Below are 13,709 nucleotides of genomic sequence, written 5' to 3' on the forward strand. Positions count from 1 at the left end.
GGCGCGGCGTGTTCGGGTGGCGGTGATCTCGCGCAGAAAACTTGAGACCGCCCTGCCCCACCGCACGCAGGCAACAGGGCTTCTGGGGGCGGGGGTGCGCCTCGCCGCCGTCCGCGCGGTCAACCTCGGCGCGGGGATCGCGCTGACCGTGCTGCTCGCCGGGGCGCTCGGGGCGGATGGCTACGGGCAATATCTCTTCGCGCTGGCGCTTGCGCAGATCCTCGCGATGCCGGTGCTTGCAGGGCTGCCCACTCTCGTCGTTCGCGAAACGGCGGTCGCGCGCGCAACAAACGACCGGGCCACGCTGCGGGGGCTGCGCCGCTGGGCATTCGGCCTCGTCGCCGGGACGAGCGGGTTGCTCGGGCTCGCGGCGCTCGGCTGGGCCCTCGTCGCGGCCCCCACCGGTGGCGGCGCGGGCGTGGCGCTTCTGGCCGTGCCGCTCGTCGCGGGCCTCGGATTTCTTCGCGTCGCGGCGTCCCTTCTGCAAGGGTACGAGAAACCCCTCGCGGGCGCCCTGCCCGACGGCGCGCTCCGCCCGCTTCTTCTTCTGGCTTTCGTCGCGCTGGCGCTGGCCGCCGGTGGCCTTTCGCCCGCGGGCGCCATGGCGCTTCACGCGGGTGCGGTGGCCGGGGCGCTTGCGTGGACGCTCCTTGCGATGGCGCGCCTTGCGCGGGCGCCGGCCGCTGCTCACCCCCGTTACGCCGCCCGCGCCTGGCTGCGAAGCCTGCTGCCGCTGTCGCTCATCACCGCCGCGGCCCTCGTCAACGCCCGTCTCGATCTCTTGATGCTGGGTGTCCTGGAGGGGCCCGAAAGCGTCGCCGTCTACGGGATCGCAGCGCAGATCGCGGGCACGGCGCTCATCGGCCGGCAGATCGTGGCGACGGTTCTTCAACCGCGCCTCGCCCGGCTCTGGGCGGCGGGGGCGCGGGACGAACTGCAGGCCCTCGCGACCCGCGCGGCGCGGCTCGCCGCCCTGTCGGTCGCCGGCGCCGCGCTTGCCGTGGCCCTCGCCGGCCCGCCGGCGATCGAGGCGCTGGTCGGCCCCGCCTTCGCCACGGCGGCGCCGCTTGCGGTCTTCCTCTGCGTCGGCCTGCTGGTCGTCGCCGCCACGGGGCCGGCCGACGCGCTTCTGAACATGGCCGGGCACGAGATGGCGACGGTGAAGGCGGTGGCGGCCGGCGCGGCGCTCAACGCGGCGCTCAACGCGGTCCTCATTCCCGCCTTCGCCACGCCGGGCGCGGCGGCGGCCTCTGTCGTCTCGCTCGCGCTCGCGCATCTGCTTCTCGCCCGCGCGGCCGCCACGCGCCTCGGCATCCGGACATGGGCGCGATGAACGACGCCTCCGCCCGGCACGCCGCGGCCCGGCTTCGGGCCGCCTATCTCGGAGCGCTTCTCGCGCTCTGGCCGCTCTCGGGCCTCTGGATCGGGCTCTCCGCCCTGACGCTTTCGCCGGGCGCGGCGGGCGCGGTCAACGGCACGCTACCGGTCCTCTTCATCCTTGTCCTTGCCGGTCTCGCCCGCCAGGTCGCCCGCACCATGCCGGAGGCGGTCTGGTCCGCCGCGTTCTGGTTTCCGGCGCAGGCGGCGGTCTTCTCGGGCTTCGGCCCGCTGGTGGAGGTCTACGGAACCGCCTCCACGCGCGCCGCGCTCGCCGCGCATCCGCTGTCGCTCTCGCCCGCGGGGCTGCTCGAGGCGGGCGCCCTGGCCGCCTTTGGGGTCACGCTGGTCCTGTCGGGCCTGTGGCTGCACATGATCGCCGCGCCGCGCGACTGGGCGCGCGGCCGCACGCGCGCGCAGGGAACCGCGCAGGGAACGGTGGACGCCCTGCGCCTCGGGCTCGCTTTCGTGATCGCGGGCGGCGCGCTCAAGTATCTTCTGATCAACCCGGGGCAATGGGGGCTGACCGGTCGCGTGGTGCCCGGCGCCGTGAGCAATCTCGGCGCGCTGACCGATGTCGGGTTCGCGCTTCTCGCCTTCGCCGCCGCCGCGGGGCATCGCGGCGCGCGGGCCGCGTTCTGGGCGCTATGGCCTTTGCACCTCGCCCTTTCGGCGCTGTCCTTTGCAAAGCTCGACATCATGCTCGCCCTGGTGCTGCCGGCGATCGGTGCGTTCCTCGCCCACCGCAAGCCCGGGCGGCTGGTGATCTCGCTCGCGATCGCCGGCGCGCTTTACACGGCCGCGCAGCCCTACGTGCATCACGGGCGCGCGGCCGTGGCGGACGCCACGGGAACGCTCAACGGCGCGGGCTACGCCGCGCGGGCGGGCATCGCGCGGGACTATCTGCGCGACCCTGGCGCCGGGGCGTCGGCCGCTGGGGCGAGCGGCCGGCAGGGCTGGTGGACACGCCTCAGTTTCGCAGGCCCCCAGGCCTTCGCCATCGAGGCCCGGGCACGCGGCCTGTCCTATCTGCCGCTGGCCGATGCGTGGGTCTATCTGGTGCCGCGGGTCCTCTGGCCGGGAAAACCGGTCCTTCCCGGCCCCGGTCTCGAGGTCCACCGGCTGGTCACGGGCGCGCCGGATGCCGAGAGTTTCCTGGCGCTCTCGATCTACGGCGATCTCTACTGGCAGTTCGGCTGGGCCGGGCTCTGGCTCGGCTGTCCCCTTGTCGGATGGCTCTTCGCCATGATGTCCACGCACGCGATCAGGGCGGTCAGAGCGCGCGCCTTCATCATGCTGCCCGCGGTTCTGCTCGCGCTCGAGATGGCGATCCTCGGGCCGAACCGCTTCGTGGTGACCGGCATCCTGGGCCCGCTCCCGATCTACCTCGCCTATATCGGCGCGGCGGGGGCGCTGGGCTGGCTCGCCCGGTGGCTCGGCCACGGCCCGGCGCCTATCAGCCTTGCCCGCCGGCGGCGCGCTCAGGGCTGGTAGTAGGCGCGCCCATAAGCGGCATAGGCGCCCGACCTGCCCGCATGGCCGAGACGCCGCATTCCGGCCGGATCGACCCGGCTCAGCACCATCCCCCGCGGCGCGGCGCGCACCAGGCCGAGTTGCCGCAGCCCCTCGTCGAGCTGCTCGCGCGTGGTGCGGTTCCAGCGCACGACGTAAACCACCGCATCCGCCAGCGGCGCCACCAGCCGCGCATCGGGCACGGCAAGCACGGGCGGCGTGTCGATGATGACGTGATCGTATCGCGTCCGGGCCGCCTCGATCAGCCGGGCGAAGCCCGGCGCGGCCAGCAGGTCGGCCGCGTCGCCGGTGCGGGGGCCGGCGGGCAGCACGTCGGCACCCAGCGCGGGGTTGGGCCGCGCCGCTTCCTCCAGGCTCGCGAAGCCGGTCATCACCGCGCCAAGCCCCGCACCGCCCGCGCCGCCCAGATACTGGCCAAGCACGCGGCGGCGAAGGTCACCCTCGACCAGAAGGACCCTGCGGCCCAGCCGCGCGAGGTCGTGGGCGAGCGCGACGGCGATCGTGCTCTTGCCCTCTCCGGGGACCGAGGACAGCAGCGCCACGACGCGGGGCGGGCGCACCGGATCGGAGAACAGAAGCGAGGTGCGCAGGCTGCGCACCGCCTCGGCGCCCGGAGAGGCGGTCTTTGCCTCGAGATAGGACAGAAGCCGCGCCCGCCGGCGCACGGGCAGGCAAGGGACTTCGCCGAGGACGGGCGCGCCCGCCGCGCGCCCGAGCTCCTCCGCGGTGCGAAAGCCCTCGCGCGCGGCGTCCCGTGCAAGGACGAGCGCCCCGCCGGCGACAAGGCCCGCCAGACCGGCCAGTGCCAGAACGACAGCCATCCGGGGCGCGACCTGCTCCGCGCCTTCGGCAAGCGCGACGATCCGGCTGTCGGGACGCTGCAGGCCGCGCTGCACCGTGGTTTCCTTGAGCCGGGCGAGAAAGCTTTCGTAAAGCACCCGTGTCGCGTCGAGGTCGCGCGCCATCTGCTCCGCGCGCACGCGATCGGCCGCCTGGCCTTCGCTGCGCTCGGTCAGGCGCGCCTCGGCCTCGGCGAACCGCGCCGCCGTCGCGCGGGCCTGCGCGGCCTCGGCCTCCGCCGCCTCGGCAAGACGCGCGGCGCGCGCGCGGACCGCGTCCTCCGAGGCGCCCTCCTGGCGCATTTGTGCCAAGGCACCGGTCTCGGGCGCCTCCGCGCCCTGGGTCACCGCGCGCAGCGACGCCGCACGGGCCGTCGCCTGCGCCGCGGCCGCCGCGGCCTCGGCCCGCGTCCGGCGGTGCTCGGCCAGCTGGAACGACACCGCCTCGAGCGCCGCGGGCCCGCCAGAGACGTCGCGATCCGCACCCAGCCGCGTCAGCTCGGCCTCCTGCGCGCGAAGCTCCGCATCGAGTTCCCGCACCCGTCGCGACAGCCAGTCCGCAGCCTCGTCCGTGGCGCGCAGCTTCTGCTCCACCTGCCGCGACAGGTGCAATTCGGCCAGCGTGTTGACCATCCGCACGGATTTCGCGGCATCCCTCGTCGTCGCGGACAGGGTGAAGACGTAGCTCCGCGGCTGGCCCGCGACGGTGAGAGCGGCGCCTGCCGCCTCCACCACGCGGCGGCGCGTCTCGCCCTCGCCCGGCGGCGGCGGCACGCGCCCGAGACGGTCGCGCAGGGCGTCGAACATGCGCGTCGGCCACCAGCCGGGGGCGGGGCGCAGGTCCGAGTTGAACTCGGGGTCGCCGGAAAGCCCCAGGTCCGCGACAAGCCGGCCGATCAGCGCGGGAGAGCGGATCGCCTCGAGTTCGGTGTTTATCGCCGCGGTTCCCACGGGAAGCCCGCCCACCACCTGTTCCAGGTCGACCACGCGCGCGCCCTGCACGTCGAGCGCGAGCGTGGCCGTGGCGCGGTAACGCGGCTCGGCCAGGTAGCCGAGATAGGCCGCCCCGAGTGCCAGCGCGAGGAGCGTCGTCGCAGCCATCGTCCGCCGCCCGCGCCAGAGCGCGCCCAGACGGTCGGACAGGCCGGGCTCGTCCGGTTCCGGCGCAGCCGCCGGCAGCGTGATGGGGCGCTGGCCCGAGCGGACGAACTGAAGCTCCTGCACCGGGCGCGCCCTCAGATGCCGCGCGCACGGAGCACGACGAGAAGCGTGCGCCAGACGATCCACGCCTCGAGCCGCCAGCCCGCCTCGGCGATGTAACGCAGGTCGGCCTCGACCTTGCGACGTACCGCCTCCGGCGTTTCGGCGTAGCCCTCGACCACCTGGGCGAGACCGCTGATGCCCGGCAGCACCGCATGGCGCGCGCGATAGCCGGGAACCGAGAACAGGTGGCGCCGCGCGTGATCCAGCATGTCGGGACGGGGGCCGATCAGGCTCATCTCGCCCCGCAGCACGTTCACGACCTGCGGCAGCTCATCGAGACGGGTGCGCCGCAGCAGACCGCCAAGCGGCGTGATGCGATGCCGTTCGGCCGTGGCCAGCGCACCCGCGAGGGCGTCCGGCCCGGGCCGCATGGTGCGGAACTTGTAGACACGAAACGGCCGGCAATGGCGTCCCAGCCGTTCCTGCGCGAAAACGAGCGGCCCGCGGTTCAGGACCAGGTTCAGGCAAAGCAGCAGGGCCGCCACGGTGACCAGAACCGGTAGCAGCATCACGGAAAGCACCAGATCGAAGGCGCGCTTTGCCCTGCGGAAGGTCGCCCCGGAAGATCCGGACGGCGCAACGCTCACCGCCGTGTCGCAGCCCCGATCCGCCCGCACCCGGTCGGCGTGAAGATATTGTATTGGCAGCATCGCGGCGCTCCGGTACCATCGGCGGTCTCTCCGGTGCATTAGGGTGCGGTTAACCCTAACAAATCGTTAATCGCACCGGTGCAGCCGCGATCCCCGTTTCGCGTGCGCGTCTCCCGGCCTAGGGTGACGGGCGATTCCCTTTTCGGCCAAGGCGCGGATCACCCCATGCCCTATTTCACGCTCATCCTCGCGGTGCTGGCCGAAACCATCGGCACCACGGCGCTTCAGGCGAGCCAGCAGTTCACCCGGCTGGTGCCCTCGGTCATCGTGGTCGTGGCCTACGCCACGTCCTTTTTCCTGCTTGCCCAGGCGCTCAGGTTCTTTCCGGTGGGGATCGCCTACGCGATGTGGTCCGGCCTCGGCATCGTCTTCATCGCACTGATCGGACTTGCGCTTTTCGGGCAGCGGCTCGACTGGCCCGCCGTGGCCGGGATCGCGCTCATCCTTGCGGGGATCCTGGTGATCAACCTCTTTTCCGACACCGGGCCGCACTAGGGGCTGGCCTTTCCGGGCCCGCGCCCCTATCAGGCCCCGACAACAACTTCCGGACCTCCCCGACATGGACATTCGCAACATCGCGATCATCGCGCATGTGGACCACGGCAAGACCACGCTCGTGGACGCGCTCCTGCGCCAGTCCGGCACGTTCCGCGAGAACCAGGCCGTGGCCGAGCGCGCGCTCGATTCCAACGATCTCGAACGCGAGCGCGGCATCACCATCCTGGCCAAGGCGACCTCGGTCGACTGGAAGGGCACGCGCATCAACATCGTCGACACGCCCGGCCACGCCGATTTCGGCGGCGAGGTGGAACGCATCCTGTCCATGGTCGACGGCGTGGTGCTCCTGGTGGACGCGGCCGAGGGACCGATGCCGCAAACGAAGTTCGTGACCTCGAAGGCGCTCGCGCTGGGGCTGCGGCCGATCGTCGTGCTCAACAAGGTGGACAAGCCCGCGGCGGAAGCCGATCGCGCGCTCGACGAGGTGTTCGATCTTTTCGCCAATCTGGGCGCCGACGACGACCAGCTCGATTTCCCGCATCTCTACGCCTCGGGCATCGCGGGCTGGGCCGACACCGAGCTCGACGGTCCGCGCAAGGATCTGTCCGCGCTTTTCGCGCTCATCGTCAACCACGTGCCGAAGCCGCGCCAGCTGCACCGCGAGGGCGAGGATTTCCGCATGCTCGCCACCACGCTCGGCGCCGATCCCTTCCTGGGCCGCATCCTGACGGGCCGGGTCGAATCCGGCCGGATCAAGGCGGGCGCGACGGTTCAGGCGATCAGCCGCATGGGCCAGAAGATCGAGCAGTTCCGCGTCTCGAAGATCATGGCCTTCCGCGGCCTCTCCCAGCAGGAAATCCCCGAGGCCGTGGCGGGCGACATCGTCACGCTCTCGGGCATGTCGAAGGCGACCGTCTCGGACACGATCTGCGCGCTCGCGGTCGAGGAGCCGCTGCCCGCCCAGCCGATCGACCCGCCCACGATTTCGGTCACCTTCGGGATCAACGACAGCCCGCTCGCCGGGCGCGACGGCAAGAAGGTGCAGTCCCGCGTGATCCGCGAGCGGCTGATGCGGGAAGCCGAATCGAACGTGGCGATCCGGGTGAGCGACACGCCGGGCGGCGAGGCGTTCGAGGTCGCCGGCCGGGGCGAGCTTCAGATGGGCGTCCTGATCGAGAACATGCGGCGCGAGGGGTTCGAGCTCTCGATCTCGCGCCCCCGGGTGCTGATGCGCGAGGAAGACGACACGACGCTCGAGCCCATCGAGGAAGTCACCATCGACGTGGACGACGAGTATTCCGGCGCGGTGATCGAGAAGGTGACCGGCCCGCGCAAGGGCGAGATGGTGGAAATGCGCCCCGCGGGCGCGGGAAAGACGCGGATCGTCGCCCATGTCCCCTCGCGCGGGCTCATCGGCTATCACGGCGAGTTCCTGACCGACACCCGCGGCACCGGCGTCCTGAACCGCGTGTTTCACGGCTGGGCGCCACACAAGGGCCCGATCCCCGGCCGCAGGGCGGGCGTGCTGATCTCGATGGAGGACGGCGAGGCGGTGGCCTACGCGCTCTGGAACCTCGAGGAGCGCGGGCGGCTTTTCATCGGCCCGCAGGAGCGCGTCTACCAGGGCATGATCATCGGCGAGCATTCGCGCGAGAACGATCTCGAGGTGAACCCGCTCAAGGGCAAGAAGCTCACCAACGTCCGGGCGAGCGGCTCGGACGACGCGGTACGGCTCACGCCGGCCACGCGGCTGACGCTCGAGGAGGCCATCGCCTACATCGACGACGACGAACTCGTCGAGGTGACGCCGAACGCGATCCGCCTGCGCAAGCGCCACCTCGACCCGCATGAGCGCAAGCGCGCCGCCAAGACCACCTGAGGCTTGCCGGGCGGGCGCAGGACGGCCTAGCCTTGCCCATGGGACCGCGCCCGACCCTCGCCGCGCTCGCGATGGCGTTCCTCCTCGCCCCTGCCCCGCTGGCGGGCGGCACCATTATTTGCCCGAGCGGTGCCCTTCACCATGGCGAGCCCGGACGCCACGCTGAACGAACACATCTGCCGCGTGGCGGAGGCGGGCGCGGAGCAACTCGAAGCTTGCGGCCTGCCGATCCGGGCGCCGCTCGTCATCCTCGCGGTGCCGGAGATCGCGCATGGCGACGTTTCCTGCCTCGGCGCCTATGATTGCAACCGGCTGGAACTCCGCCTCGTGACGCCGGCGGCGCTCGACGCCGCCCTCGCGCCGGACAGCGTGCTGCGCGACATCCCGCGCGAGGCGCTCTTCGACAGCCTCGTGGTGCATGAACTCGCCCACGCCGCGCTCGCCCGGCAGCCCTGCGCCGCGCCGCCCTGCCTCGCCGAACACGAATACGTCGCCTACGCGATGCAGATGCAGGCCCTCGCGCCCGAGCACCGCGCCATCGTCACCGCCGCGGCGCGCGGGCTGGACCGCGTGACCGAAGAGCGGCTGAACGAGTTCATCGCCGTCGCCGCGCCGGACACCTTCGCCGCCTGGGCGTGGACGCATTTCTCGCGGCCGGGAGAACGGCTGCGGCTTCGTTGCGCGGCTCATCTCCGGAGAGGCGCAGCTCGGGCTCGACGCCTACTGAACGCCCCGTCTCAGGGCGCGATCAGGATGCGGTCGGCGACGCGCAGGCCGTCCTCGCCGCGCTGCACCACCACGATCTCGCCCGAGCCGGGCGCGACGCCGGTGAGCGCGCGGATGTTCACGTAATGCGTCACGAGCATCGCCCGCTCGCCTTGGGGGAGCGCGTCGAGGAGCGCCCGCGTGGCCGCCGTCTGCGCGGCGGGATCGCCGCGTCCGGCGAAGAAGGAATTGAGCGGCGGGCGCTCCGCCAACGTGCCGAGTTCCAGAAGCTCCGCGGTCTCGCGGCAGCGGCACCACTGGCTGGTCCAGACGTGGTCGAAGACGATGCCCGCCTCGCGCAGCGCCACGCCGATTCGGCGGGCCTGTGCGCGGCCGTCCTCCGAGAGATTGCGCTGGGTTGCGCAGTCCCCGAGCGTGAAGCCTGCCGGGTCGCCCGTTCCCGGCGCGAGCGCGTGACGCATGAGCGCGACCGCCCCCGGCGCCTTCAGTGCGGAAAGATCCTGCGCGGCCACGGAGAGCGGCAGACAGATGACCAGCACGGCGGCGATCAAGCGGCGCATCGGGACCCTCCCTTCGCTATCGAGACCTTAGGACCGGGCGGCCGACCGTCCAGCGGGCGCGCTACCCGGTGGTCTCGACGATGAGAAGCTCGCGCTCCGAGGCGCCGCGGGCGTGGCTCAGCGCCTCCTGGTACTCGGGAGAATGGTAGCACGCCTCGGCCGCCTCGATGGAGGGGAACTTCGCCACGACGTTGCGCGGCCGTTCCTGGCCCTCGAGCTGCACGTAGCGCTCGCCGCGGGCGATAAACTGCCCGCCATGCTTGGCGATGGCGGGGCCGGCGAGTTCGGCGTATTTCCCGTACGCCTCGGGGTCGGTGACGGTCACATGGGCGATCCAGAGCGCGGGCATGGCCGTCATTCCACTTCTTCGGCGGGCGCGCCCGCGATCACGGTTTCGGCGGCCTTGATCGCCGCATCGGCGTTCGCGGGATCCTTGCCGCCGCCCTGGGCCATGTCGGGCCGGCCGCCGCCGCCCTTGCCGCCAAGCTCGGAGACGGCCGCCTTCACGATCTCCACCGCCGACAGCCGGTCCGTCAGATCGTCGGTGACGCCCGCGGCGACGGCGGCCTTGCCGCCGGCGTCGGCGATGAGCAGCACAGCGCCCGAGCCGAGCCGCGCCTTCATCTCGTCGATGAGCGGCGGAAGATCCTTGCCCGAGACGCCCGAGAGCACCTGCGAGACGAACGACACGCCCTGCACGTCCTTGGGCGCGGGCTGGCCACCCCCCTGCCCGGCCCCGCCCGCCATGGCGAGATCGCGGCGAAGCTGCGCCACCTCGTTCGACAGCTCCCTGAGCTTGGCCTGATCGGCCCGGACGCGCTCCACCAGGTGCTCGGGCGTGGTGCGCAGTTCGGCCACCGCGTCCTCGACGAGCTTGCGCAGCCGCGCGACATGGGCGCGCGCGGCCTCGCCGGTGAGCGCCTCGACCCGGCGCACGCCTGCGCTCGACGCGCTGTCGCCCAGAAGCACGAATTCCCCGATGTCGCCCGTGCGCCGGACATGGGTGCCGCCGCAAAGCTCGATGGAATAGGTCCGCCCGTCCCCGCCCTTGCCGGAGCCCGGCTGCATCCCCATCGACACCACCCGCACCTCGTCGCCGTATTTCTCGCCGAAAAGCGCCTGCGCGCCGATGGCGCGGGCGTCGTCCGGGGTCATGATGCGCGTCTCGACCGGCGCGTTCTGCCGGATATAGGCGTTCACCTCTTCCTCGACGCGGGCGACCTCCGCCTCGGTGAGCGGCTTGGCGTGGGAAAAGTCGAACCGCAGCCGGTCCGGCGCGTTGAGCGAGCCCCGTTGCGCCACGTGATCCCCGAGCGCCTCGCGAAGCGCCTCGTGCAGGAGGTGCGTGGCCGAATGGTTGGCGCGGATCGCGGTGCGGCGGTCGTGATCGACCTCGAGCCGGGCGGACTGCCCGGGCTCCAGTACACCCTCCTCGACCTCGGCGAAGTGGATGAAGATGCCGGCCACCTTCTTCGTGTCGGTCACGCGCGCCGTGGCCGCGTCGGTGGCGATGACGCCGGTGTCGCCCACCTGGCCCCCGGCCTCGGCGTAGAACGGGGTCTGGTTCAGCACGATCTGCACCGCCTGGCCGGGATGCGCCTGCGCCACCTCGCCCCCGTCCTGCACCAGCGCGAGCAGCTGGGCCTCGGCGGTCTCGGTGTCGTAGCCTAGGAAATCGGTGGCGCCGTGGGTCTCGGCGAGATCGTACCAGATCGCGGCGTCCTTCGCCTCTCCAGAGCCCGACCAGGCCGCGCGGGCCTTTGCCTTCTGTTCGGCCATGGCGGTCTCGAAACCCTCGGCATCCACCGCGCGGCCCTTCTCGCGCAGCGCGTCCTGGGTCAGATCGAGCGGGAAGCCATAGGTGTCGTAAAGCCGAAACGCCGTGCGGCCCGGCAGCGACGCGCCGTCGGGCAGCTCCGCAAGCTCCTCCTCCAGAAGCTTCAGCCCCCGGTCGAGCGTCTGCTGGAAGCGCGTCTCCTCAAGCTTCAGCGTCTCCTCGATGAGCGCCTGCGCGCGGCCGAGCTCGGGATAGGCCGCGCCCATCTTGGCGACGAGCGCGGGCACCAGCCGGTGCATCAGAGGCTCCTTCACGCCCAGGAGATGGGCGTGGCGCATCGCCCGCCGCATGATCCGGCGCAGCACGTAGCCGCGCCCGTCGTTGGACGGCATCACCCCGTCCGCAATCAGGAAGGAGGTGGAGCGCAGATGGTCCGCGATCACCCGGTGATGGGTGCGCCCCGGCCCGTCGGGATCGGTGTTCGACGCGTTGGCCGAGGCCTCGATCAGGCTGCGCATGAGGTCGGTGGCGTAATTGTCGTTGGTGCCCTGCAGGAGCGCCGCCACCCGCTCGATCCCCATGCCGGTGTCGATCGACTGCGCCGAAAGCTCGCGCCGCGTGCCGTCCTCGAACTGCTCGTACTGCATGAAGACGAGGTTCCAGATCTCGACGAAGCGGTCGCCGTCCTCCTCCGGGCTGCCCGGGGGACCGCCCCAGTACTGCTCGCCGTGGTCGAAGAAGATCTCCGAGCAGGGGCCGCAGGGGCCGGTGGCCCCCATCATCCAGAAATTGTCGTCGGTGGCGATGCGCAGGATGCGATCGTCGGGCAGGCCCGCGACCTTCTTCCACAGATCGGCCGCCTCGTCGTCCGTGTGATAGACGGTAACGAGCAGCCTGTCCTTCGGGATGCCGAGTTCTTTCGTGACCATCTCCCAGGCGAAGGGGATCGCCTGCTCCTTGAAGTAGTCGCCGAAGGAGAAATTGCCGAGCATCTCGAAGAAGGTGTGGTGCCGCGCGGTGTATCCGACATTGTCGAGGTCGTTGTGCTTACCCCCCGCGCGCACGCATTTCTGCGCCGTGGCCGCACGGGTGTAATCGCGGTGCTCGAGCCCCGTGAACAGGTTCTTGAACTGCACCATCCCCGAATTCGCGAACATCAGCGTGGGGTCGTTGCGCGGCACCAGCGGGCTCGACGGCACGATCTCGTGACCCTGCCGCTTGAAATAGTCGAGGAAGGTGGTGCGGATATCGTTGAGGCTTTGCATCGGGCGGGCGGTCTTCCGGACGGTTGATGGCATCCCCGACGGCTCGGGCGCGGCGCTGCGGCACGGGGCCCTGCCGGGTTCCGGAACCTCTATCCCCGTGCCGCGGCGCTGTCCATGCGAAAGGGGTCGGCCGCAGCGCCGCGCCGACCGCTTTCCGGGTCCGGAAGGAAGGCCCTCAGCCTTCCATCACCTCGCCGTCGCCGTCGCCGCCCTCGGCCATATGGAAATCGAGCCCGTGGGCGGCGCGGATCTTGTCCTCGATCTCGAGCGCGACGGCCGTGTTCTCTTTCAGATAGGTCTTGGCGTTCTCGCGGCCCTGGCCGATGCGCTCGTCGCCGTAGCTGAACCAGCTGCCGGATTTCTCCACCACCCCGGCCTTCACGCCGAGATCGAGAAGCTCTCCGGTCTTGGAGATGCCCTCGCCGTACATGATGTCGAACTCCACCTGCTTGAACGGCGGCGCGACTTTGTTCTTGACCACTTTCACGCGCGTGGCGTTGCCCACGACCTCGTCGCGGTCCTTGATCGAGCCGATCCGGCGGATGTCCAGGCGGACGGAGGAGTAGAACTTCAGCGCGTTGCCGCCCGTCGTCGTCTCGGGGGAGCCGAACATCACGCCGATCTTCATGCGGATCTGGTTGATGAAGATCACCATGCATTTCGACCGCGAGATGGAGCCCGTCAGCTTGCGCATGGCCTGGCTCATGAGGCGGGCCTGCACGCCCACGGACGAATCGCCCATGTCGCCCTCGAGTTCGCTCTTGGGCGTGAGGGCGGCCACCGAATCGACCACCACCATGCTGACGGCGCCGGAGCGTACCAGCGTATCGGTGATCTCGAGCGCCTGCTCGCCGGTGTCGGGCTGGCTGATCAGCAACTCGTCGAGGTCGACGCCGAGCTTGCGGGCATATTGCGGATCGAGCGCGTGTTCCGCGTCCACGAAGGCGCAGACGCCGCCCGTCTTCTGTTCCTCCGCGACGCAATGCAGCGTCAGCGTCGTCTTGCCGGAGCTTTCCGGGCCGTAGATCTCGATGATGCGCCCCTTGGGCAGGCCGCCGATCCCGAGCGCGATGTCGAGCCCGAGCGATCCGGTCGAGGTGGCCTCGATATCCTTCACCGGGTTGTCGGCGCCGAGCTTCATGATCGAGCCCTTGCCGAACTGGCGCTCGATCTGGGCGAGCGCGCTGTCGAGCGCCTTCTGCTTGTCCGCGCTTTTCTTGCTGTCCATGGAGAGAAGGCCTGCCGTTGCCATTGGGTTTCGTCCTTATTTCACGCGCCGCGCCGAGCGGCAATGATTGCCTTCGTTCACTTTGTGTTCTCGCTTCCCTTGTGAGACCAAAAA

Annotated in this window: 11 protein-coding genes; 5 read left to right on the forward strand and 6 right to left on the reverse strand. The window is 71.0% G+C overall.

Annotated elements, in window-relative coordinates:
- The first annotated feature begins 16 nt into the window (after window positions 1-16).
- Window positions 17-1,333, forward strand: coding sequence for an oligosaccharide flippase family protein (locus AB6A69_RS07585; RefSeq protein WP_371060313.1), 1,317 nt, complete (start codon window positions 17-19; stop codon window positions 1,331-1,333).
- On the forward strand, window positions 1,330-2,871 hold the full coding sequence (locus AB6A69_RS07590; protein ID WP_371060314.1) for a hypothetical protein: 1,542 nt from the start codon (window positions 1,330-1,332) through the stop codon (window positions 2,869-2,871). The genes AB6A69_RS07585 and AB6A69_RS07590 overlap by 4 nt, the downstream gene beginning before the upstream one ends.
- Here AB6A69_RS07590 and AB6A69_RS07595 read toward each other — a convergent pair.
- Both AB6A69_RS07595 and AB6A69_RS07600 read right to left on the reverse strand, forming a co-directional pair.
- Window positions 2,859-4,973 carry a Wzz/FepE/Etk N-terminal domain-containing protein gene (locus tag AB6A69_RS07595; protein ID WP_371060315.1) on the reverse strand — a complete coding sequence of 705 codons (2,115 nt, stop codon included), beginning with the start codon at window positions 4,971-4,973 and terminating at the stop codon, window positions 2,859-2,861. The two genes, AB6A69_RS07590 and AB6A69_RS07595, sit on opposite strands and share 13 nt — an antisense overlap.
- A gap of 11 nt (window positions 4,974-4,984) precedes the next feature.
- Window positions 4,985-5,662 (reverse strand): sugar transferase, encoded by a 678-nt coding sequence (locus AB6A69_RS07600; protein WP_371060316.1) that lies wholly within the window; start codon window positions 5,660-5,662, stop codon window positions 4,985-4,987.
- 165 nt (window positions 5,663-5,827) lie between these two features.
- Here AB6A69_RS07600 and AB6A69_RS07605 point away from each other — a divergent pair, with 165 nt between their 5' ends.
- The 3 genes from AB6A69_RS07605 (at window position 5,828) to AB6A69_RS07615 (ending at window position 8,891) form a co-directional block, all read left to right on the forward strand.
- Window positions 5,828-6,157 carry an SMR family transporter gene (locus AB6A69_RS07605; protein ID WP_371060317.1) on the forward strand — a complete coding sequence of 110 codons (330 nt, stop codon included), beginning with the start codon at window positions 5,828-5,830 and terminating at the stop codon, window positions 6,155-6,157.
- Between the two features lie 64 nt (window positions 6,158-6,221).
- On the forward strand, window positions 6,222-8,039 hold the full coding sequence (gene typA, locus AB6A69_RS07610) for a translational GTPase TypA (RefSeq protein ID WP_371060318.1): 1,818 nt from the start codon (window positions 6,222-6,224) through the stop codon (window positions 8,037-8,039).
- Between the two features lie 141 nt (window positions 8,040-8,180).
- Window positions 8,181-8,891, forward strand: coding sequence for a DUF6639 family protein (locus AB6A69_RS07615; protein WP_371060319.1), 711 nt, complete (start codon window positions 8,181-8,183; stop codon window positions 8,889-8,891).
- Here AB6A69_RS07615 and AB6A69_RS07620 read toward each other — a convergent pair.
- The 4 genes from AB6A69_RS07620 to recA form a co-directional block, all read right to left on the reverse strand.
- Window positions 8,777-9,325 (reverse strand): histidine phosphatase family protein, encoded by a 549-nt coding sequence (locus AB6A69_RS07620; protein ID WP_371060320.1) that lies wholly within the window; start codon window positions 9,323-9,325, stop codon window positions 8,777-8,779. The two genes, AB6A69_RS07615 and AB6A69_RS07620, sit on opposite strands and share 115 nt — an antisense overlap.
- Window positions 9,326-9,386: 61 nt before the next feature.
- Window positions 9,387-9,674 (reverse strand): DUF1330 domain-containing protein, encoded by a 288-nt coding sequence (locus AB6A69_RS07625; protein WP_371060366.1) that lies wholly within the window; start codon window positions 9,672-9,674, stop codon window positions 9,387-9,389.
- A 5-nt stretch (window positions 9,675-9,679) separates the two neighbouring features.
- On the reverse strand, window positions 9,680-12,367 hold the full coding sequence (gene alaS / locus AB6A69_RS07630; RefSeq protein ID WP_371060321.1) for an alanine--tRNA ligase: 2,688 nt from the start codon (window positions 12,365-12,367) through the stop codon (window positions 9,680-9,682).
- A gap of 175 nt (window positions 12,368-12,542) precedes the next feature.
- The gene (gene recA / locus AB6A69_RS07635) at window positions 12,543-13,619 is read right to left on the reverse strand and encodes a recombinase RecA (protein ID WP_371060322.1); all 1,077 of its coding nucleotides are present in this window, start codon (window positions 13,617-13,619) and stop codon (window positions 12,543-12,545) included.
- Window positions 13,620-13,709 lie beyond the last annotated feature (90 nt).

The sequence above is a fragment of the Rhodosalinus sp. 5P4 genome (assembly GCF_041365695.1).
Taxonomy (GTDB): Bacteria; Pseudomonadota; Alphaproteobacteria; order Rhodobacterales; family Rhodobacteraceae; genus Rhodosalinus.

What these genes read in the sequence shown, in the direction of transcription:
- alaS (WP_371060321.1), bottom strand. Translation starts at nt 12,367, where the DNA reads ATGCAAAGCCTCAACGATATCCGCACCACCTTCCTCGACTATTTCAAG.
- AB6A69_RS07625 (WP_371060366.1), bottom strand. Translation starts at nt 9,674, where the DNA reads ATGCCCGCGCTCTGGATCGCCCATGTGACCGTCACCGACCCCGAGGCG.
- AB6A69_RS07590 (WP_371060314.1), top strand. Translation starts at nt 1,330, where the DNA reads ATGAACGACGCCTCCGCCCGGCACGCCGCGGCCCGGCTTCGGGCCGCC.
- AB6A69_RS07600 (WP_371060316.1), bottom strand. Translation starts at nt 5,662, where the DNA reads ATGCTGCCAATACAATATCTTCACGCCGACCGGGTGCGGGCGGATCGG.
- AB6A69_RS07615 (WP_371060319.1), top strand. Translation starts at nt 8,181, where the DNA reads ATGGCGAGCCCGGACGCCACGCTGAACGAACACATCTGCCGCGTGGCG.
- AB6A69_RS07605 (WP_371060317.1), top strand. Translation starts at nt 5,828, where the DNA reads ATGCCCTATTTCACGCTCATCCTCGCGGTGCTGGCCGAAACCATCGGC.
- typA (WP_371060318.1), top strand. Translation starts at nt 6,222, where the DNA reads ATGGACATTCGCAACATCGCGATCATCGCGCATGTGGACCACGGCAAG.
- recA (WP_371060322.1), bottom strand. Translation starts at nt 13,619, where the DNA reads ATGGCAACGGCAGGCCTTCTCTCCATGGACAGCAAGAAAAGCGCGGAC.
- AB6A69_RS07620 (WP_371060320.1), bottom strand. Translation starts at nt 9,325, where the DNA reads ATGCGCCGCTTGATCGCCGCCGTGCTGGTCATCTGTCTGCCGCTCTCC.